This is a genomic window from Aeromonas hydrophila subsp. hydrophila ATCC 7966, assembly GCF_000014805.1.
GTDB lineage: Bacteria > Pseudomonadota > Gammaproteobacteria > Enterobacterales > Aeromonadaceae > Aeromonas > Aeromonas hydrophila.
On sequence record NC_008570.1, the window covers coordinates 3,293,516 to 3,314,663 of the forward strand.

General features: G+C 63.0%; 18 protein-coding genes and 1 pseudogene. 10 read left to right on the forward strand and 9 right to left on the reverse strand.

Annotation, left to right across the window (positions count from 1 at the left end):
- Positions 1 to 29: 29 nt before the first annotated feature.
- A pseudogene (locus AHA_RS14820) lies at positions 30 to 428 on the reverse strand (metal-dependent hydrolase); the annotation flags it as partial.
- Positions 429 to 569: 141 nt separating this feature from the next.
- Between AHA_RS14820 and AHA_RS14825 the strand changes: the two are divergent.
- Positions 570 to 812, forward strand: coding sequence for a DUF3297 family protein (locus AHA_RS14825; protein ID WP_005302916.1), 243 nt, complete (start codon positions 570 to 572; stop codon positions 810 to 812).
- Positions 813 to 1,009: 197 nt separating this feature from the next.
- Positions 1,010 to 1,552, forward strand: coding sequence for a beta/gamma crystallin-related protein (locus AHA_RS14830; protein ID WP_011706731.1), 543 nt, complete (start codon positions 1,010 to 1,012; stop codon positions 1,550 to 1,552).
- Positions 1,553 to 1,621: 69 nt separating this feature from the next.
- Here the strand turns inward: AHA_RS14830 and AHA_RS14835 are convergent, their stop codons facing one another.
- The gene (locus tag AHA_RS14835; RefSeq protein WP_011706732.1) at positions 1,622 to 2,065 is read right to left on the reverse strand and encodes an inhibitor of vertebrate lysozyme family protein; all 444 of its coding nucleotides are present in this window, start codon (positions 2,063 to 2,065) and stop codon (positions 1,622 to 1,624) included.
- A gap of 182 nt (positions 2,066 to 2,247) precedes the next feature.
- On the reverse strand, positions 2,248 to 3,459 hold the full coding sequence (locus AHA_RS14840; RefSeq protein ID WP_011706733.1) for a NupC/NupG family nucleoside CNT transporter: 1,212 nt from the start codon (positions 3,457 to 3,459) through the stop codon (positions 2,248 to 2,250).
- Positions 3,460 to 3,942: 483 nt separating this feature from the next.
- On the opposite strand from AHA_RS14840, the gene AHA_RS14845 reads away from it, so the two are divergent.
- The 6 genes from AHA_RS14845 (at position 3,943) to AHA_RS14870 (ending at position 10,829) form a co-directional block, all read left to right on the forward strand.
- Positions 3,943 to 5,097 carry an ElyC/SanA/YdcF family protein gene (locus AHA_RS14845; protein WP_172583087.1) on the forward strand — a complete coding sequence of 385 codons (1,155 nt, stop codon included), beginning with the start codon at positions 3,943 to 3,945 and terminating at the stop codon, positions 5,095 to 5,097.
- 372 nt (positions 5,098 to 5,469) lie between these two features.
- Positions 5,470 to 6,444 (forward strand): taurine ABC transporter substrate-binding protein, encoded by a 975-nt coding sequence (gene tauA / locus AHA_RS14850; RefSeq protein ID WP_011706735.1) that lies wholly within the window; start codon positions 5,470 to 5,472, stop codon positions 6,442 to 6,444.
- 23 nt (positions 6,445 to 6,467) lie between these two features.
- Positions 6,468 to 7,235, forward strand: a complete 768-nt coding sequence (gene tauB, locus AHA_RS14855; RefSeq protein ID WP_011706736.1) for a taurine ABC transporter ATP-binding subunit — start codon at positions 6,468 to 6,470, stop codon at positions 7,233 to 7,235.
- On the forward strand, positions 7,232 to 8,062 hold the full coding sequence (gene tauC / locus AHA_RS14860; RefSeq protein WP_011706737.1) for a taurine ABC transporter permease TauC: 831 nt from the start codon (positions 7,232 to 7,234) through the stop codon (positions 8,060 to 8,062). Before tauB ends, tauC begins: the two co-directional genes overlap by 4 nt.
- Positions 8,059 to 8,913 carry a taurine dioxygenase gene (tauD, locus tag AHA_RS14865; protein ID WP_011706738.1) on the forward strand — a complete coding sequence of 285 codons (855 nt, stop codon included), beginning with the start codon at positions 8,059 to 8,061 and terminating at the stop codon, positions 8,911 to 8,913. The genes tauC and tauD overlap by 4 nt, the downstream gene beginning before the upstream one ends.
- A 233-nt stretch (positions 8,914 to 9,146) precedes the next feature.
- Entirely contained in the window at positions 9,147 to 10,829 is a 1,683-nt protein-coding gene (locus AHA_RS14870; RefSeq protein ID WP_164927700.1) for an alpha/beta hydrolase, read from the forward strand.
- An 88-nt stretch (positions 10,830 to 10,917) separates the two neighbouring features.
- Here AHA_RS14870 and AHA_RS14875 read toward each other — a convergent pair whose 3' ends face one another.
- From AHA_RS14875 to cyoA, 6 genes are all read right to left on the reverse strand, one after another.
- Positions 10,918 to 12,279, reverse strand: a complete 1,362-nt coding sequence (locus AHA_RS14875; RefSeq protein WP_011706740.1) for an MFS transporter — start codon at positions 12,277 to 12,279, stop codon at positions 10,918 to 10,920.
- A 189-nt stretch (positions 12,280 to 12,468) separates the two neighbouring features.
- On the reverse strand, positions 12,469 to 13,365 hold the full coding sequence (gene cyoE, locus AHA_RS14880) for a heme o synthase (protein ID WP_005302932.1): 897 nt from the start codon (positions 13,363 to 13,365) through the stop codon (positions 12,469 to 12,471).
- Positions 13,366 to 13,376: 11 nt separating this feature from the next.
- Positions 13,377 to 13,709 (reverse strand): cytochrome o ubiquinol oxidase subunit IV, encoded by a 333-nt coding sequence (locus AHA_RS14885; protein WP_011706741.1) that lies wholly within the window; start codon positions 13,707 to 13,709, stop codon positions 13,377 to 13,379.
- Positions 13,710 to 14,321 carry a cytochrome o ubiquinol oxidase subunit III gene (locus AHA_RS14890; protein ID WP_011706742.1) on the reverse strand — a complete coding sequence of 204 codons (612 nt, stop codon included), beginning with the start codon at positions 14,319 to 14,321 and terminating at the stop codon, positions 13,710 to 13,712. It lies immediately after the preceding gene.
- Positions 14,322 to 14,325: 4 nt separating this feature from the next.
- Complete coding sequence (gene cyoB / locus AHA_RS14895) at positions 14,326 to 16,302, reverse strand: cytochrome o ubiquinol oxidase subunit I (protein WP_011706743.1); 1,977 nt, start codon at positions 16,300 to 16,302, stop codon at positions 14,326 to 14,328.
- Positions 16,302 to 17,372: a cytochrome o ubiquinol oxidase subunit II gene (cyoA, locus tag AHA_RS14900; RefSeq protein WP_077392289.1), complete on the reverse strand. Its 1,071-nt coding sequence runs from the start codon at positions 17,370 to 17,372 to the stop codon at positions 16,302 to 16,304. Before cyoA ends, cyoB begins: the two co-directional genes overlap by 1 nt.
- A 609-nt stretch (positions 17,373 to 17,981) precedes the next feature.
- On the opposite strand from cyoA, the gene AHA_RS14905 reads away from it, so the two are divergent.
- Positions 17,982 to 19,907, forward strand: coding sequence for an NAD(P)-binding protein (locus AHA_RS14905; RefSeq protein WP_011706745.1), 1,926 nt, complete (start codon positions 17,982 to 17,984; stop codon positions 19,905 to 19,907).
- Complete coding sequence (locus AHA_RS14910) at positions 19,904 to 21,103, forward strand: c-type cytochrome (RefSeq protein WP_011706746.1); 1,200 nt, start codon at positions 19,904 to 19,906, stop codon at positions 21,101 to 21,103. Before AHA_RS14905 ends, AHA_RS14910 begins: the two co-directional genes overlap by 4 nt.
- Positions 21,104 to 21,148: the final 45 nt, after the last annotated feature.

Below are 21,148 nucleotides of genomic sequence, written 5' to 3' on the forward strand. Positions count from 1 at the left end.
GCGACCCAGCAAGTGCGTGTAGCCCCCTCCGCTACGCGCTTCACCTGCCAGGGGGCGAAGAAACGCTCGTCACGCCACGGCCATAGCCAGCCAACCCCCTTGCCACCGCTGGTGAGCGAGTCAAGCAAACTGTGGGAGAGCAGCGAGATCAGCAAAAATGACCAGACGGTGGCGGTGCTGGCCCGAAATTGGCGGTGAAACAGCATGGCCAGCGTGGGCAGGGCAAAGGCGAACAGCAGGGAATGGGTAACGCCGCGGTGGCCAAAGACATGGCCGTAGGCAACCCCCAGTTTAAAGGCGAGCACATCGGCATCGGGCAGCATGGCGATGGCGACCCCCGCCAACAGCAGGCGCGGCGGGATGATCCGGCTGCCAAGCCCGAGCCCAAGGCAGAGGGGCACGGCGGCGTGAGTGATTATGGTGGGCATAGGGTGAAGCTCCAACTGAAAACGTGAGCCTACCTTATCCCCGCTCGGTGAAGTGAAGGTGAAGTTGCGTGCCACCAGCCTTGAGCCCATGACGGGCATTGCCTACAATTACCCACTTTTTATCACACTCAGGTAAATAAAATGAGCGACAACAAACCTGCCCTGCCCGACCGTCTGGCGGCCAACCCGCGCAGCCCGCACCATGTGGCGGAGTGCTTCCAGCACGAGATCGGCATTCGCGTGAACGGCAAGGAGCGCACCAATGTCGAGGAGTACTGCATCAGCGAAGGTTGGGTGAAGATCCCCTCCCCCAAGGCCAAGGATCGCTACGGCAACCCCATGCTGATCACCGTCAAGGGCACCGTCGAGGCCTTCTACGCCTAAGCCGCCCTGACCGCGCGCCCCGCCGGGCCCGCCGCCATGCTGTTCAGACCACCGGCCTTGCGCCGGTGTTCTGCTTTGGGCCTTTCATCTTGACGCCTGTGGCGGGCAAGGAATGTCGCAGCGGGCACAGCCCCCACTTGCATCGGGCCTGCGTCTCGGCAATCCTTGCCGCCCCTTGAACTGGCAAGATCTCATCCATGAACAAGCTGTTTGTCCTGCTGGCGCTGTTGACCCTGAGCACAGCGGTCCGCGCCGATATCCTTATCAATCCCCAGATCGTGGTGAACGGCCAGAGCCAGGGTGGCGGGCGCATCCACATCTGTACCCTGACCCCCTTCAACAGCGTCTATGCCGATGCGGGGCGCAGCGAGTGGCTGGCGCGCCAGAAGGTGAGCCGCCGCTGCCAGCAGGGCCAGGGCAGCAACAGCCTGTTTTGCGAACCGGCCAAGGCGAGCTGCCTGACAACCCGATTGGACGAAGGGGACGACGCCAGCACCCTGCTGGTGTTCGACGGCGCCCACCAGAACGGTGAGTCCCTGCGCATCGACCGGGATATTGCGGATCTCGGCCGCTACGGCTTTGCCAACCGCATCTCCTCCTTCACCGTGCCGGCTGGCTGGGTGGTGCGCTTTTTTGAGGAGACCGACTTTCGCGGTGGCTACTACACCCGCAAGGGTGGCGAGCAGGAAGCGACCGACTTCAACAATCGCATCCGCTCGGTGCGGATCCTCAGCCGCTAGCGCCCTGCCACATCACCTCTTCGCCATAAAAAAACCTCTGCCCAGGCAGAGGTTTTTGCTTTTCGATGCTTACTGCCAGTTGGGGTCGGCCTCAACCTGCTTCATCAGGGCGGCCTGCATCCCCTTGTCCGGCTGGCCGAGCCAGGTGTAGCGGGCGAATTTGGACGGGGTTTCGCGAGCGGCGTCGCTATCCGGCAGATCGATGAGCACGCCCCATACCCGCTTGGCCTTGCCATCCTCCAGCAGCTGCATGTAGTGGCTGGCGCAGTCGTGAGGTTTGCAGACCGAGCCGCTCTGATAGGGGGTGCCGGCCACGGCTTCGAGCGGGGAGCTGGTGCCGTTGCCGCTGCGCACCCACTTGGGCAGGTTCTTGATGCCCTGAGTCGCCTTGGCCCAGGGGGCCTTGAAGTCCGCCGACAGCAGCAGATCCGAGGTATAAGTGGCGGCGGCAAACGCCGGCGCGGCGCCGACCAGCAGCAGGGAGAGCGCCAATGCGCGAGAGAGACGGGTCATGGTGTGATTCCTTGTTATATGAATGCCTGAACGGGCGCGGGCTGGCCGCGCGCCATCACGCTACCGCCTGTGCCCGCCCCTGTCGAGCCCACGCCGTGCCGAGGCGTCAATGGCTGGCGCCAGATGGACGACACCCCGCCGCGCCAGTGGCGAGACGGGGTGTACATGGGGGCAAGGGTCGCTTAGCCGAGGGAGGCGAACAGCCCCGCCAGGGTGGCGCTCATCAGGTTGGCCAGGGTTGCCGCCAGCACCGCCTTGAAGCCGAGGCTCGCCACGTCGTGGCGGCGCTCCGGCGCCATGGTGCCGATGGAACCAAGCTGCACCGCAATGGAGCCCAGGTTGGCAAAACCACAGAGGGCGAAGGTGATAATGATCTGGGTATGGGCGCTGAGATCCTGCTTGATGTTGGCAAAATCCAGGTAGGCGACGAACTCGTTCATGATCACCTTCTGGCCGATCAAGGATCCTGCCGCCATCATCTCGCTGGCCGGCACGCCGATGAGCCAGGCCACCGGGGCAAACAGGTAACCCAGCAGCTGCTGCAGGGAGAGATCGGCCCAGCCGAACCACTCGCCCACCGTGGTGAGACCGGCATTGATCATGGTGATCACGCTGACAAAGGCCAGCAGGATAGTGCCGATGGCCACCGCGATCTTCATGCCGCTCATGGCGCCGCCCGCCAGGGCGTCGATGGCGTTGCTGTAGTCGCTCTTGTCGAGGGTGATCTCGGCCTGTTCACACACCTGCTGCTGCTCCGGCACCAAGAGTTTGGCCATCAAGAGGCCCCCCGGCGCCGCCATAAAGGAGGCGGCGATCAGGTATTTCAGATCCACACCCAGCCCGGCGTAACCACCCAGCACGGAGCCTGCCACCGAGGCCATGCCGCAAGTCATCACCGCAAAGAGCTCGGAGCGGGTCATGCCCGCCAGGAAGGGGCGGATCAGCAGCGGCGACTCCCCTTGAGAGAGGAAAATGTTGCCGGTGGCCACCAGGGATTCGGCGCGGCTGGTGCCGAGCAGGCGGTGAATGCCGCCTCCCAGCACCCGGATCACCCACTGCATGATGCCGAAGTGATAGAGCACGGCGATCAGCGCGCTGATGAAGATCACCAGCGGCAGTACCCGCACGGCGAAGATGAAGCCGTTGCTGGCCAGATCGCCAAACACGAAGCGGATGCCGCTGTCGGCAAAGCCGAGCAGGGCGGAGACGCCGTTGCTCATGGCACCGAGCATGATTTGACCGGGAGGGAAGTAGAGCACCAGGGCGGCAAAGCCGGTTTGCAGGGCGAGGGCCCCCAGCACGGTCCGCCAGCGGATGGCACGGCGGTTTTCACTGGCCAGCCAGGCGATAAACATCAGGGCCAGCATACCGACCAGACTCAATAACAGCGTCATCTTGCACCTATGAAGAGAGAAGTTTCATACGGCAAGTCTGCAGACAGGCATCGCAGGGAGCGGGCGGGAGAGGTGCCGACCCCGCGACACGCAGACCACAAACCTACAGGTTAGTGGCGGGTCCCATCCTGGGGTCATTCACGTTCCGGGTGACGGCGAGTATCGGGTGACGCCAGCGCCGTCGCAGGGGGAGCTGCGGCCGGGTGGCAGGTCGGGCGGCGATGGTACAGTGATCGCCGTCACAGAAAAAGCGGTAAAACGATTGGCCCCGCCAACTTTTTCACGGCAGCGCTGAGCGTTACCCAAAACGCGGCAGGATTGCGCCACAACTGAGCAAACCCACAGGGAAACCAGGTCTCACTCCCCCCGAATAGGGCAGGCACTACCCCCTTCCCCGGATAACCGAAGCGGTTCACGTTTTTTCACGCCGCGACGCGGTACACTGACCAATCACCAAGTTTATGTTTTTATTGAAAAAGCCCCATGGTCCCGGAATGGCCTGGTGCCATCAACCTTCGGTGGAACGCCATCATGATGAAAAGAACCGCGATTGCCCTGACGCTGGCCAGCCTGTTGGCGCTGCCAGTGTGTGTCTCCAGCAATGCCTGGGCTGCCCCGGTACGCTCCCTGCAAAAGGAGCAGAATTACGACCAGTACATCAGCAAGCGCCAGGTGGTGGATCAGCTGCTGGCGGACGCCTGGCAGATCTTCAAATCCCCCGCCCGCATCTCCACCGCCGGCTTCACCGCCAAGATGCCGAGCAACATGGAGCAGGTAACCGAGCTGCTGCTGCAGGCCTACCAGCTCGAGCCCTATCGCACCGACCTGCTCATCTCGGCGGCCAACGCCCAGATCTACAACGGCAACGTGGACAAGGCCATCGGCCTGTTCGAGCAGGCCCTCAGCACCGCGCCCGATGACATCGACCTGCTGAGCTACCTCGCCACCTGGCAGACCTTCAAGCACAACGAGGCCGCCGCCAAGGGGTATCAGAGCAAGCTGGCGACCCTCAATCCCGGCAGGGCTGCCGATCTGCAGCGCATCTTCGACACGGTCGAGCGCGTCATCGCCACCCCGCTCAAGGAGCAGGGGGAGCGCTCACCCAAGCCGGGCAACCGGGCCATCGTCACCCTGGGCTATGCCCTCAATCCCGACGGCTCCATGCACGACATCCTGCTGGGCCGGCTGGAAACCACCCGGGCGCTGGCCAAGGCCAACCCGGCGGCCCTCATCATCCTGACCGGCGGCGTGCCCCAGAACCGTCAGACCGAGGGCAAGCTGATGGCCGACTGGCTGGTGAAAAAGGGGATCGACCGCTCCCGCATCATCGAGGAGAACTACGCCACCAGCACGGTGGAGAACGCCCTCTACAGCGGCTATGCCCTCGCCCGCCACCAGATCGAGTACGCCACCCTGGTGAGCTCCGCCAGCCATGTGCGCCGGGGCCAGACCCTGCTGGAGATCGCCAGCTGGCAGAGCGGGCCGGCCGGGATCCGGATAGACAGCGTCAGCTATCCCGACAAGCCGCTCTCCGAGCTTGCCAAGGTGAGCGACAGCGAGCTTCTCGGCATCTACCGCGACGCCCTGCGCACCTATGGGCTCTGGAGCTACCGCTCCGCCCCCCTGCTGGAGCGCTGATTCCGGGTCAGCAACTCTCACCCGGCCCGTTGCCAGCGCGCTCCTTGCAGCACTGGCGTCACCAGCCCCTAACCAACCCGCCCAACCGGCGGGTTTTATTTTATCCGCCCAATAAGCCAAACCGATTCGATATTCAATAACTGGGCAAGCATTGCCATATCCGAACAGGCTTGCCGATATTTCAAGCCGTTTTTCGGCACCTATTGCCAACTTTAAAATATCGACTTGCCATATTGAGATATATGAATAAACGGATTGGGTTGCCGTTCTTTTTCTAAGAACCATATATCATCAGCCATATATTTTCGGTCTTTCCTCTGTGCCCCGATAAATGGGAAAACTGCCGCTTCATTCCCCCGATGGAGCAATATCATGACAGGAAAAGGACATTCCCTCTGGCTGGCGGCGCTCGCCCTGCTCAGCCTGCAAGCCAAGGCCGTGGAAGTCACGGTGGCCTACCAGACCTCTGCCGAACCGGCCAAAGTGGCCCAGGCCGACGACACCTTTGCCCGCACCAGCGGCGCCACGGTGAAGTGGCTCAAGTTCGACAGCGGTGCCAGCGTGGTGCGGGCGCTCGCCTCCGGCGACGTGCAGATCGGCAACATCGGTTCCAGCCCGCTGGCGGTGGCCGCCAACCAGCAAGTGCCCATCGAGGTGTTCCTGCTCGCCTCCAAGCTCGGCAACTCGGAAGCGCTGGTGGTCAAGCCCGAACTCACCTCCGCCACAGCGCTCAGCGGCAAGCGCATCGCCGTGCCCTTTACCTCCACCACCCACTACAGCCTGCTGGCCGCGCTGCGGCACTGGGGAGTGGATCCGGCCAGCCTGCAGATCGTCAACCTGCAACCGCCAGCCATCATCGCCGCCTGGCAGCGGGGTGACATCGATGGCGCCTATGTCTGGGCGCCGGCCCTCAACGAGCTGACCAAGGGTGGCAAGGTACTGACCGACTCGGCCCAGGTGGGCGAGTGGGGAGCCCCCACCCTGGATGTCTGGGTGGTGCGCAAGGAGTTCGCCAAGGCCCATCCCGAGCTGGTGCAGGCCTTCGTCGACAGCACCCTGGCGGCCCAGCGCGACTACCTGGCCAACCCCGACGGCTGGCTGACCAAGCCGGACAACCTCGCCAAGCTGGCCAAACTGAGCGGCGTGCCGGCCAGCGACGTGCCCGCGCTGGTCAGGGGCAACACCTACCTGAGCGCCAGCCAGCAGGGCGCCGAGCTGGGGGAGCTGGTGAACCAGACCCTGGTGGACACCAGCCGCTTTCTCAAGGAGCAAGGCAAGGTGCAGAGCGCCGGCAGCGATTATCGCGACTACGTGACCGACCGCTTCGTCAAGGCTCACGCCCGCTGACCCTGCATCACAAGGAGGCATGCATGCTGCAGCTCACTCACCTTTGTGCCGATTACGCCGGGCGCAGAGTCCTCGACAACATCAACCTGACCCTGGATGCAGGCGAGCTGATGGTGGTGCTCGGCCCCTCCGGCTGCGGCAAGACCACCTTGCTCAACCTCATCGCCGGTTTTCAGACCGCCCAGCAGGGCACCATCACTCTGCAGGGGCGGCCGGTAAGCGACCCAGGCGCCGAGCGGGGGGTGGTTTTTCAGCACGATGGCCTGCTGCCCTGGCGCAACGTGCTGGACAACGTTGCCTTCGGGCTGCAACTGGCCGGCGTGCCGCGCCGCGAACGCGAGGCCAGCGCGCTGGCCATGCTGCGCAAGGTGGGGCTGGAGGAGGCCCACGCCAAGCCGGTCTGGCAGCTCTCCGGCGGTCAACGCCAGCGGGTCGGCATCGCCCGGGCGCTGGCCACCCAGCCGCAACTGCTGCTGCTCGACGAGCCCTTCGGCGCCCTCGACGCCTTTACCCGCGAGCAGATGCAGACCCTGCTGCTGCGTCTGTGGCACGAGCAGCGCCGGCAGGTTCTGCTCATCACCCACGACATCGAGGAGGCGGTGTTCATGGCCACCGAGCTGGTGCTGATCTCCCCGGCGCCGGGGCGAGTCATGGAGCGGCTGACCCTGGACTTCGGCCGCCGCTTCGCCGCCGGCGAGCCCTGCCGCAGCATCAAGTCGGATCCCGCCTTCATCGCGCGGCGCGAGTACGTGCTGGAGCGGGTCTTTGCCGAGCGGGAGGTGTTTGCATGAGCCTCACCCTCTCCCGCCCGCTCGACCCTGCCCGCCGGATACGCCTGCGCTGGCCGCTGCCACGCCGGCTTGGGGTGAGCCTGCTGACCCTGGGTGCCCTCCTCGCACTTTGGTGGCTGGTGGCCAGGCTCGGGCTGATAAGCCCGCTGTTCCTGCCGCCCCCTGCCCAGGTGCTGCAGCAGTTTGCCACCCTCGCCGGGCCGCAGGGCTTCATGGATGCCACCCTCTGGCAGCACCTCGCCGCCAGTTTGCAGCGCATCCTCATCGCCCTCGCGGCCGCCACCCTGTGCGGCGTGACGGTGGGCCTCGCCATGGGGCTCAGCCCCACCCTGCGCGGCATGCTCGACCCGCTGATCGAGCTGTACCGGCCGGTGCCGCCCCTTGCCTACCTGCCGCTCATGGTGATCTGGTTTGGCATCGGCGAGACATCGAAGGTGCTGCTCATCTATCTGGCCATCTTCGCGCCGGTCGCCATGGCCACCCTGGCCGGGGTGCAGGGCGCCAAGCAGGTGCGGCTGCGAGCCGCCCGGGCGCTCGGCGCCAACCGCTGGCAGGTGCTGTGGTACGTCATCGTGCCCGGCGCCCTGCCGGACATGCTCACCGGGCTGCGCATCGGGCTCGGGGTCGGCTGGTCCACCCTGGTGGCGGCCGAGCTCATCGCCGCCACCCGCGGCGTGGGCTTCATGGTACAAGCCGCCGGCGAGTTTCTCGCCACCGACGTGGTGCTGGCGGGCATTCTGGTGATCGCCCTGATCGCCTTCACTCTGGAACTTGGTTTACGTGCGCTGCAGCGTCGCCTGACGCCGTGGCATGGAGAAGGACTATGAGCAATTCCCTGCATATCACCCCCCTCGGCCCCCACATCGGCGCCGAGATCAGCGGCATCAGCCTGGCCGGGCCACTCGATGAGGGCCAGTTCGCGCAGTTGCAGCAGGCCCTGCTGACCCATCAGGTGCTGTTCTTTCGGGATCAGCCCATCACCCCCCGCCAGCAGCGGGCGCTGGCCAACCGCTTCGGCGATCTGCACATTCACCCTGTCTATCCCCACGCGCCGGAGGCCGAGGAGATCATCGTGCTCGATACCCACGACGACAACCCGCCGGACAACGACAACTGGCACACCGACGTCACCTTCATCGAGACGCCGCCAGCGCTGGCCATTCTGGCCGCCAAGCAGCTGCCGCCGGTGGGGGGCGATACCCTGTGGGCCAGCGGCATCGCCGCCTTCGAGGGACTCTCCCCCCGTCTGCAGCAGTTGCTGACGGGGCTGGAAGCCGAGCACGACTTCACCAAATCGTTCCCGGCCCATCGCCACAATGCCAGCCCGGCCGAATACCAGCGCTGGCAGGAGGCCGCGGCCCGTCACCCGCCGCTGCGCCACCCTGTCATCCGTACCCACCCCTTGAGCGGCCGGCAGGCGCTGTTCGTCAATGAAGGCTTCACCACCCGCCTGCCCGATTTGCCGGCGCAAGAGAGCGAGGCGCTGCTCACCTTCCTGTTTCGCCATGTCACCAAGCCCGAGTATCAGGTGCGCTGGCGCTGGCGGGAGCACGACATCGCCATCTGGGACAACCGGGTCACCCAGCATTATGCCAACGCTGACTATCTGCCGGCCCGGCGAGTGATGCACAGGGCCACCGTGCTGGGGGACAAGCCGTTCTGGCGCGCGCCCGCGTAACGCCAGGACCAGCCCTTGCACCTACCGGTTGCGCCGCCGTTATTGATCCCGCATAAAATAACGGTGCGCGTTGCCGGTCATTATTTTCAAATAGATCAACGAGGCCACCAAATATCACCAGAAATATGTAAATCGACACACCTTGCAATATTTCCATACAACTTCCGGCTGCCATCCGGTCGGCCCCTCCCCGTACTATTTCGGGGTTCAGGCTAGATAAATGGAAATAGACAATGAAATACACGCTGCTCATGACCCTGCTGGCACCGGCATTGCTGGCAGGCTGCAATCTGGAAAAGAAAGAAGAGCCCTTCCAGGCTCGCCATATTCGCACCGGCTATGACGCCGGCCAGGTCTGCCAACAGCTGCGCCAGGGCTGGCAGGAGGACGGCATCGCCATTCCCGCCAGTCAGGTCAGTTGCCACTACCTGACGGTGCCGCTCGATTACGACAAGGAGTGGGTCCAGATCAAGGAGACCAAGTGGGAAAAGCACTCCGCTGCACGCGCCGACAGCTCCCTCTTCGCCGACAACAGCCCCCGCTTCTCCTCCTGGTCGGACAAACCCGTCCGCCCCCATGTCAAACAGGAGACCCGCACGGTCAAGGGCGACACCCTGGATATCTTCTATCTGCACTATCGCGCCACTGGCGACTATCGCGGCACCCTGTTCTACAACCCGGGCGGCCCCACCTCGGCCACCCCGGATCTTGGCCTCCTGCTCGACATGCTGCGCAGCGCCAACCCCGCCATCCTTGAGCACTACGACATCGTCACCCTGGATCCCCGCGGGGCCGGTTACAGCGCCCTCGGCCACGAACTGCGCAGCTGCCTGCTGACCGACAAGCAAGGCGTTCGGCCGGACATGAGCCCGGCGCAGCTCGCCCAACTGTTCGCCAGCCGGGACAAGGGCGCCCTGCCGGCGCTCCAGAGCGGGGCGGATCAGGGCAAGGCCTTCAGCACGGCCCTGCTGGAGCGCTGTGACGAGCCGCTGCGGCTGCATGCGCCACACCTGGGCTCGTGGGCCGTGGTCGAGGACATGGAGCGCCTGCGCCAGCACCTGAGGCGCGAGCGGATCACCCCCATCACCTTCTCCTACGGCACTCGCCTGGCCGCCCTCTATGCCGCCCGCTACCCGAGCCACGTGGCCAATCTGGTGGTCGACTCGCCGATGTCCCCCGCCGAGAGCCGCTATCCGGCCATCTTCCGCGGCGACGCCGAGAATGCCAATCGCATCCTGGCCTGGCGCTTCGGGGATCAGGCGCTGCAGCGCAGCATGGCGGTGACCCGCCAGGTTCGCGATGACGGCCGCTATGTGGACAACCAGGGCAATGTGCTCGACCGCGACCGCTGGGAAGCGGTGATGAGCGATGCCATCAGTGGCAGCCAGCGCGACGATCAGCTCGCTTTCTGGCAGCAGGACGATGCCGGCCCCTTGCTGACCCGCCTAGCCAAGGAGCAGGCCGACGAAAACCCCTATTCAACGCTGCAGGAGATGCCCTTCTTCAGCGCCATCCACTGCACCGACAACAGCGAGCCCTATGGCTGGCAAACGCTGGACCCGGAAGATGCCGCCTTCCAGGGGGCCGGCGCCCTGCTGCTGGCCAAGAGCTTCAACACCTGCGCCGACTGGCCTTATCCGCGCCAGCCCATCGCCAGCTATGGCGCCGGCGAGATAAAGCTGCCGGATGATGCCAGGGCCCTGGTGCTCGGCGCCGAGTACGATCCCAATACCCCCTTCGCCGGTGCCCGCCAGATGCAGGCCGCCTTTGGCAGCGCCGCCCGCCTGGTGCAGGTAGAACAGAGTAACCAGCATGGCCAGTTGAACAGCTCCCGCTGCGCCCAGGCGGCCCTCAGCACCCTGCTGTTGGGGGATGCCGCGAGCCTGCCCGCCGAGCAGCGTTGCCTGGCCGACTGAGCCCAGTCCTACTGAGCACAGTCCGGCTGAATACTGCCCAACAAAAAGCCCGCCGAATTGGCGGGCTTTCTCATGCAGGCAGGCGTCTTCAGGCGGCGACCAGCGACTCCAGATCGCGCCGGCTCAGGCGCTTGCTGTCCACCTTCACATAGACGGAGCGCTCCGCAGCGGCCAGCAGCACGTCGCTCACCCCCTCGCAGGCACGGATCTTCTGCTCGAGCGCCGCGTCGGCCGCCACCCCTTTCGGCAACACGATGCGCAGGCTGCTCACATAGGGGGGCTCGGCCATGGTCAGGCTGACCCCGAGCCAGACCAGCGCCAGCGCGGCGCAGCCGCCAAACACCAAAGTGCCACCGCCCAGGCTGTAGAGCAGGCCGCCGAGGCTGCCGCCGATGGCCACCCCGATGAACTGGCTGGTGGAGTAGATCCCCATGGCGGTGCCCTTGTAGCCGGGGGGCGACTCCTTGCTGATAAGAGAGGGCAGCAGCGCCTCCATCACGTTGAAACCGATGAAGAAGATCTGCAGGCCGGCGAGCAGGCCCCACAGCTGCAGGCCGCTTTGCCAGAGCACCAGCTCGGCAACGAGCATCACCAGCACGCAGATCTGGAACACCCGCTTCATCTTTCTGCGCTTCTCGGCATAGATGATGAACGGCACCACGCTGACGAAGGCGATCAGCATGGTGACCAGATAAGCCTGCCACTGGCTGTCGCGGGGCAAGCCCGCGCTCTCCAGCAGCAGTGGCAGCGCCACGAAGCTCGACATCAGCAGGGTGTGCACGCAGAGGATGCCGAAGTTGAGCTTGAGCAGGCGCGGGTTGGTCAGCACGGTGCGCATCCCCCCCTTCACCATGCCGGACTCGCGATTGAGCAGGTGGCCGCTCGGGGTCGGCACCAGCCAGAGGGTGACGGCGATGCCCCCCAGCGCCAGCAGGGCGATCAGCCAGAACAGGCCGGAGAGCCCCAGCGCATGGGTGATGAGGGGGCCGGTCACCATGGCGATGGCGAAGGTGATGCCAAAGCTCACCCCGATGAAGGCCATCGCCTTGGTGCGGTTCTGCTCGCGGGTGAGATCCGACAAGAGCGCCATCACGGCGGCCGAGATGGCGCCGCTGCCCTGCAGAGCGCGACCGAGGATCACGCCCCAGATGGAGTGGGTCAGTGCCGCGATCACGCTGCCGAGGGCAAACATCAGCAGACCGCCGACGATGAGGGGCTTGCGGCCCACCTTGTCGGAGAGCAGGCCGAACGGGATCTGGAACAGCGCCTGGGTCATGCCGTAGATGCCGATGGCCAGGCCAATCAGCGCCTCGGAGGCCCCCGCGAGAGACATGCCGTAGGTGGTCAGCACCGGCAGCACCATAAACATGCCGAGCATGCGCAGCGAGAAAACGGAGCCGAGCGCCCAGGTGGCACGGCGCTCGCCCCTCGTCATGGTGAAATCATTCATGATGGCCTCGATAGGTCAGGGAAAAGGAAGACTCAAGGGGTGGCCGACACGCGCCATGCCACACCCGACAGAGGGGAAAAGTGCCCGAAGGGGCGGCCCCATAATAACAGAGCCGGGAAGGTTCCCGGCTCTGGATTCTATTGATTTTCCCGCGTCGCATCACAACACGGAGCATGACAGGTATGCACCTTAGGGCAGCATGCTCACCAGCACCGCAGGCTCGGCCTCCGGCTGGAAGTCCACCGACATCATCACGCTGAGACAAGTGATGGTGACGATGGAGAACATGAACAGCTTGCGCGCCCAGAGGGAGTCATCCACCGCCGCCTTGTAGCCAGACAGCGCCATCCCCAGCCACCAGACGCTGACCGCGGTGGCCACCACCAGATACTTGTAACCGGCATAACCGCCGAGGAACAGCATCAGGGTCGGCACCATGAAGGCCAGGATGTAGAGGGTGATGTGCAGCTTGGCCACCGGGATCCCCTTCACCACCGGCAGTACCGGGATGTTGGCCGCCTGGTAATCCTTGAAGCGGAAAATGGCGATCGCATAGGAGTGCGGCATCTGCCACAGGCTGAAGATCGCCAGCAGGATCAAGGCGCCAGAGTCGAACTGACCGCTCACCGCGCAGTAGCCGATGACCGGCGGCGCGGCGCCGGAGAGGCTGCCGACCAGAGTGCCGTAGACCGAATGACGCTTCATGTAGAGGCTGTAGACCCCCACATAGACAATGAAGCCCAGCACCGCCAGCAAGGCGGCCAACGGATTGGCCGCAAAGTAGAGCAGTGCAATGCCCGCAATGCCGAGCGCGGTGGCGTACCAGAGCGATACGCCGGGGGCGATCAGACCCTTCACCAGAGCACGGTTCTTGGTGCGCTCCATGATGCAGTCGATGTCCCGGTCGATGTAGTTGTTGAACACGCAACCGGAGGCGACCACCAGTGATACACCAGCCATGGTCAGAATGAACAGGGGCACATCCAGGCTCCCCTTGGAGGCCAGCAGGAACCCTCCGATAACCGAGATGAGGTTACCGAAGATGATGCCCGGCTTGGTCACTTGCAGGTATTGCTTCATCATCATTGCCAACCTGCTCAGTGAACCATCATGTTGATGTTGAGGTTGTACATGATCCACAGGGAACCCACGACCACGATGGCGATGATGAGCACGGTAAAGATCAGTGCCACCAGGTTCCAGCGCTCCTCGGACGAGGTGTTCATGTGCAGGAAGTAGACCAGATGCACGAAGATCTGCACCACCGCCATGCCGACCACGGTGGCCAGCACGGTGGTGTGGGAGGCGGAGCCGTCCATCACCATCCAGAACGGCACCGCGGTCAGGATCAGGGACAGCACGAAGCCGATCAGGTAGCTCTTGGCGCTGCCATGGCTGGCGCCGTGATTGTCAACGGTATGATTGCTCATTTACATGACCCCCATCAGATAGACCACGGTGAAGACGCAGATCCACACCACGTCGAGGAAGTGCCAGAACAGGCTCAGGCACATCAGACGGGTACGGTTGCGATCGGTCAGCCCCTTCTTGGCGACCAGCACCATCATCACGATGATCCAGATAAGGCCGCTGGTCACGTGGATACCGTGGGTGCCCACCAGGGTGAAGAAGGCAGAGAGGAAGCCACTGCGATCCGGACCGTAGCCCTCGGCAATCAGGTGATGGAATTCATAGATCTCCATCGCGATGAAGCCGGCGCCGAACAGGAAGGTGATGAACAGCCAGGTGTTGACCGCCGCGACCTTGTTCTTGTTCATGGCCAGCATGCCGAAGCCGAAGGTGATGGAACTCAGCAGCAGCAGCATGGTTTCGGCAAACACGAACGGCAGTTCGAAGATGTCCTTGCCGCTCGGGCCGCCGGCAGTGCCGTTGACCAGGACCGCATAGGTCGCGAACAGGGTCGCGAACAGGATGCAGTCACTCATCAGGTAGATCCAGAAGCCGAATACCTTGTTGGCACCGGCATCGTGGTGCCCATCCTCATGGGCACCCTGGGTGTGATGTAGAACGTCAGTCGCCATGGAATTAAGCCACCTTGTTGATATTTTCAAAATGCTGGCGCTCGATCCGCTCGATCTCGTCAACCTGCACGTAGTAGTCCACGTCGTCATTGAAGCTGTGGATGATCCAGGTGGCGATCATGCCGACGAAGCCGGCGATGGCCATCCACCAGATGTGCCAGATCATGGCAAAGCCGAACACCACGCTGAAGGCGGCGATGATGACGCCGGCACCGGAGTTTTTCGGCATGTGGATCGGGTCATAGTGCTTGGGCTGCTGATAAGCGGAACCGTCCTGCTTGGCTTCCCAGAACGCATCCAGCCCCTTGATCTTCGGCTCGATGGCGAAGTTGTAGAAGGGGGGCGGCGAGGAAGTGGACCACTCCAGGGTACGCCCGCCCCAGGGATCGCCGGTCAGGTCGCGGTTCTTCTCGCGGTCGCGGATGCTGACCACGATCTGGATCACCTGGCACAGTACGCCCAGCGCAATCAGCCCGGCGCCGCAGGCAGCCACCACCAGCCAGCCGTGGAACTCGGGATCGATGTTCTGGCTGACGCGACGGGTCATGCCCATGAAGCCCAGTACGTAGAGCGGCATGAAGGCCACGAAGAAGCCGGTGATCCAGCACCAGAAGGCACGCTTGCCCCAGGTGTCATCCAGCTTGAAGCCGAACGCTTTCGGGAACCAGTAGGTGATACCGGCGAAGCAACCGAACACCACGCCGCCGATGATGACGTTGTGGAAGTGGGCGATCAGGAACAGGCTGTTGTGCAGCACGAAGTTGGCGGCCGGCACGGAGAGCAGTACCCCGGTCATACCACCCACGGTGAAGGTGATGATGAAACCGACGGTCCACAGCATGGGTGAGGTGAACTCGATGCGACCGCGGTACATGGTGAACAGCCAGTTGAAGATCTTCACCCCGGTCGGGATGGAGATGATCATGGTGGTGATGCCGAAGAAGGCATTCACGTTGGCGCCCGACCCCATGGTGAAGAAGTGGTGCAGCCAGACAATGAAGGAGAGCACGGTAATGGCGATGGTCGCCCACACCAGCGAGGTGTAACCGAACAGCTTCTTCTTGCAGAAGGTCGCCACCACTTCGGAGAAGATCCCGAAGACCGGCAGTACCAGGATGTACACCTCGGGGTGACCCCAGGCCCAGATCAGGTTGATGTACATCATCATGTTGCCACCCATGTCATTGGTAAAGAAATGGGTACCCAGGTAGCGGTCTGCGGTGAGCAGGGCGATGGTGACGGTCAGGATCGGGAAGGAGGCGATGATCAGCACGTTGGCGCACAGGGCGGTCCAGGTGAACACCGGCAGGCGCATCATGGTCATGCCAGGCGCGCGCATCTTGATGATGGTGGCGAAGAAGTTCACGCCGGTCAGCAGGGTTCCCAGACCCGAGATCTGCAGACTCCAGATCCAGTAATCGACCCCGACCCCGGGACTGAACTCCAGCCCCGACAAGGGCGGATAGGCCAGCCAGCCGGTCTGGGCGAATTCACCGACCCCGAGGGAGACGTTGATCAGCACCACGGCCGCGGCGGTAAACCAGAAGCTCAGGTTGTTCAAGAAGGGGAAGGCGACGTCACGGGCACCGATCTGCAGCGGCACTACTATGTTCATCAGACCGATCACCAGCGGCATGGCCACGAAGAAGATCATGATGACGCCGTGGGCGGTGAAGATCTGGTCGTAGTGGTGCGCGTTCAGGTAGCCTTCGCTACCAGCCGAGGCCATGACCTGCTGACCACGCATCATGACCGCATCGGCAAAGCCGCGCAGCAGCATCACCATGCCGAGGATGAGATACATGATACCGAGGCGCTTGTGGTCCACCGAGGTGAGCCACTCTTTCCACAGATATTGCCACTTGCCGAAATAGGTGATGAGCCCGGCGACGGCCAGGCCCCCCAGAATGATACCGGCTATCGTGACCATGATGATGGGTTCATGGTACGGAATAGCGTCGAGTGTTAATTTTCCAAACATCAGTTAGTACCCGCTTTCACAGTCTTGTCGGCCGGCATGTGGCCGGCGTGGTCCATCTGCTCGCCCTGGGCCTCATGGTGCATGGCGTCGCCGTGCTCCATGTCTGCGTGGTTCATGGAAGCATCATGCTCCATCCCCTCGTGGCTCATGGACTCGTCATGGGACATCGCGGCCTGCTTTTCGCCGTGTTGCATGGCGGCGTGCTCGCCGTGCTTCATGTCACCCATGAACTTGTTGATGATGTTGACGAACAGCTTGGGATCGGCGCTGGCGAAATACTCCACCGGGTGGTTTTCGCTCTTCTTGGCCAGGGCATTGAACTCATCCATGGTGTTGAGCGCCTTGGAGGAGGCCTTCACCTTGGCAACCCAGGCGTCGAAACCGGCTTGATCCTGGGTCGCGATGGCGTTGAACTTCATGCCTGAGAACCCGGCGCCGCTGTAGCCGCCCGAGATGCCCTTGTACTGGCCTGCCTCGTTGGCGATCAGGTGCAGCTTGGTCTGCATGCCCGCCATGGCGTAGATCTGGCCACCCAGCTGGGGAATGAAGAAGGAGTTCATCACGGTGTCAGACGTCACCCGGAAATTGACCGGGGTGTTGACCGGGAATGCCAGCTCGTTGACCGAGGCAATGCCCAGTTCCGGATAGACAAACAACCATTTCCAGTCAAGGGAGATGACATCGACCTGGATCGGTTTCACCTCGGATTCCAACGGTTTGTAGGGATCCAGAGAATGGGAGGTTTTCCAGGTGATCACCGCCAGGATGGCGATAATGATGACGGGCACGGTCCAGACGACCGCTTCAATCTTGTTGGAGTGGGCCCAGTCCGGTGCATAGGTGGCCTTGGTGTTGGACGCTCGGTATTTGTAAGCGAACGCCACCGCCATCACAATCACCGGCACCACCACAATCAGCATCAAGCCGAGTGCGGTCAGTATCAGTGACTTCTGCTCCAGACCAACTTGTCCCTTGGGGCTCATCAGAGCCATGTCGCAGCCGCTCAGCAAGCCGGCAGTCGCGAGCAACAGCAAAGCGCCCAAGCCCCTCTTTACATCAAAAGGTCTCATGCAATGTCCTCATCTTCGCAGGGCTAAAGTTGTAAGAAAAACGCAGCATTCTATTTCACCCGGGGGGGATGTGAACAACATGAAAAATTAATCTTTCACTTGTGTGTGGATTGCGATTTCTGTGTGTTGCATGTTAATGCCTTGACGTCATGAAAATTATCAAAACCACCTCGACCCCCTTTCATCGCCAGCTGGTGCCATTTCACCCTGTATCTGTTTATTAAACAGACACCCCGCGATTTAACCCTTTACTTAACAAGGGCAAATAACACCCCTTTGTGGCTAGCCGGCGAAATTACGGGCTGAAATCCGTGCACATTTGGCCGCTCAGGGCTGAACAATAACAGGACTCGAAATTAACCATAATTAATCAAATTAAATTTCAATTAATTCCATGAGGTTGGTGCGGCTTTACCCGCAAACATGCACGCCACATGCATCTCATGAGGTCTCGCCGATCACAGGGTCCATCATTTTGTTTAATAAGTTATTATCAAACCCATGGACTCCATCCGGATATGGCGGTAGGTTGCGCCCCTTCGTTACTCGCCAGTCACGAATTCAACCTTATCCCATTTCTCACTCGACTCTTCATACACAGGGATTGCCATGAGCATCACACGCAGAGACTTTCTCAACGGCGTCGCCATTACCATTGCGGCCGGGGTTGCCCCCATCAAGCTGCTGCAAGCGGCCGAAGGCGGCACGGCGCTGGCTGAAAAAACGCTGGTCTACCCGCCCGCCCTCACCGGGCTGCGCGGCAACCACCCGGGCTCCTTCGAACCGGCCCACAGCATCGCCCGCGACGGCAAACAGTATGACTTCGCCAACATTCCCCTCGAGGGCGAATACGATCTGGTGATCGTCGGCGCCGGCATCAGCGGTCTGGCGGCGGCCTGCTTCTATCAGCAACTGCTTGGCGCGGACAAAAAGATCCTGCTGCTCGACAACCACGACGACTTCGGCGGCCATGCCAAGCGCAACGAGTTCACCACCCCGGACGGCCTGCGGCTGGGTTACGGCGGCAGCGAATCCCTGCAATCGCCGCGCTCTGTCTACAGCCCGGTGGCGCTGGGGCTGCTCAAGGCGCTCGAGGTCAACATCGACGAGCTGGCCAAAGGCTTCCAGCAGACCTTCTACCCGGATCTGGGCCTGAGCCGCGGCGTCTACTTCGACGAGAAGCACTTTGGCGTCAACAAGGTGGTGAGCGGTGACCCGGGCCACAACGTGGCCGACGACATCCCGCGCGATCGCCTGAACGGCCGGCCGCTGGCAGAGTTTATCGGTGACTTCCCGCTCGATGATGCCGACAAGGCTGCCCTGCTGGCGCTGCACGAGGAGAAGACCGACTACCTGAGCGGCATGACCCAGGCGGAAAAAGACCTCTGGATGACCCGCAACAGCTACACCACCTTCCTGCGCGACAAGGTGGGCCTGAGCGAGCGGGCCATCACCTACTTCCAGCAACGTACCAACGACTTCCAGGCGGTCGGCATCGACGCCACAGCCTGCGCCGATGCACGCCTGTGCGCCCTGCCCGGTTTCGGCGGCATGAACCTGACCCCGCTCGATGCCGAAGAGCAGGCGGAGCTGGACGATCCCTATATCTTCCACTTCCCGGACGGCAACGCCGGCCTGACCCGCTTGATGGTGCGCAAGCTCATCCCGCAGGTGGCGCCCGGTCATACCATGCAGGACGTGGTGCTGGCCAAGTTTGACTACAGCAAGCTCGACCTGCCCGAGCACAAGGTACAGCTGCGCCTTGGCAGCACGGCGCTGCAGGCCAAAAACGTGCCGCTCAAAGACGGCAAACAGGGAGTGGACGTCACCTACATCAAGGAGGGGAAACTGCACCGGGTGCGGGCCAAGCAGTCCATCATGGCCGGCTACAACATGATGATCCCCTACATGGTGCCCGAGATGGCAGAGCCCCAGAAGGAGGCGCTGCGCCAGAACGTCAAGGCACCGCTGGTCTACACCAAGGTGGTGATCAAGAACTGGCAATCCTTCGTCAAGCTGGGGGTGCACGAGGTCTACTCCCCCGCCGCCCCCTACAGCCGGGTCAAGCTCGACTACCCGGTCAACCTCGGCGGCTACGAGCATCCCAAGAACCCGGATCAGCCCATGTGCCTGCACATGGTCTACGTGCCGACCTTGCCTGGCAGCGGCCTCTCGGCCCGCGAGCAGTCCCGCAAGGGGCGCGCCATGATCCTCGGCATGCCGTTCGAGCAGCACGAGCAGATGATCCGCGAACAGTTGCAGGGGATGCTGGGCGGCGCAGGTTTCAACCACGAGCAGGATATCCTCGCCATCACGGTCAACCGCTGGTCCCACGGCTACTCCTACATCACCAACACCCTGTTCGATGACGAGGCGCAGTGCGACAAGTGGATCGAGCTGGGCCGCCAGCCGGTCGGCAACATCACCATCGCCAACTCCGACTCGGACTGGAGCCCCTACGCCCACTCCGCCATCGATCAGGCCTGGCGCGCCGTCAACGAGCTGGTTGCCATGCACAAGGGAGGTGCCAAATGATCCGTTCCCTGACCCTGACAGCCAGCGCCGTGCTGCTGGCCCTGCCCGCCTTCACCCTGCAAGCTGCGCCTGCCATGTCGGCCGGCGAATACGTGGCCAAGCTGGGGGACTGCGCCGCCTGCCATACCAGCGAGGCGAGCAAGCCGCTGGCCGGCGGCAAGGGCTTCCCCACCCCCATCGGCACCGTCTATGCCACCAACATCACCCCCGACAAGACCCACGGCATCGGCAACTACAGCCTGCCCGAGTTCATCAAGGTGATGCGCGAAGGGGTCACCCGCAGCGGCGATCCCCTCTACCCAGCCATGCCCTACACCGCCTACGCCAAGATGAGCGACGAGGATCTCACCGCCCTCTACCACTACCTGATGCAGGATGTGCAGCCGCAGGCTGTTGCCAACAAGGAGAGCGACATCCCCTGGCCGCTCAACATGCGCTGGCCGCTCAACGGCTGGAACTGGGTCTATCACGATGACAGTCGCTTTACCCCGGTGGCCGGCAAGAGCGAGGAGTGGAATCGCGGCGCCTATCTGGTGCAGGGGGCGGGCCACTGCGGCAGCTGCCACACCCCGCGCGGGCTCGGCATGCAGGAAAAGGCCCTGACCGAGGCAGAGCCCCTCTATCTGAGCGGCGCCACCCTGGATGGCTGGTATGCCCCCAACATTCGCGGCACCCGCTACGACAAGCAGGCGCTGATCGACCTGCTGAAAACCGGCCGCAGCCAGCATCAGGCCGTCAGCGGCCCCATGGCGGAAGTGATCACGCACAGCAGCCAGTACTTCAGTGACGCCGATCTGGCCAGCATCGCCACCTACCTGACCGAACTCGGCGACGACGCGGCGGCCAGCAAGGGCAACCGGGCCTACGCCAGCGCCGGTGGCAAGGCGGACTACGCCATGTACTGTTCCACCTGCCACGGGGTCAATGGCCAGGGCAATGACCACGTCATCCCCTCGCTGGTGGGCAACCAGACCGTGCTGGCCGAGGATCCGAGCAGCCTGCTCAACGTGCTGCTGCACGGTGCCGAGACCCCGGTCACCCAAGGCAACATCGGCTACCACATGCCGGGCTATGGCTGGACCCTCAACGATCAGCAGATCGCCGAGCTGGTCAACACCTTGCGCGCCTCCTGGGGCAATGAAGGGGTGGCCATCAAACCGGAGACGGTCAAGGCCCAGCGCGCCCTGCACCAATAACTCGCGCCGACCATAACGAAACGGGCCTCCAGTGGAGGCCCGTTT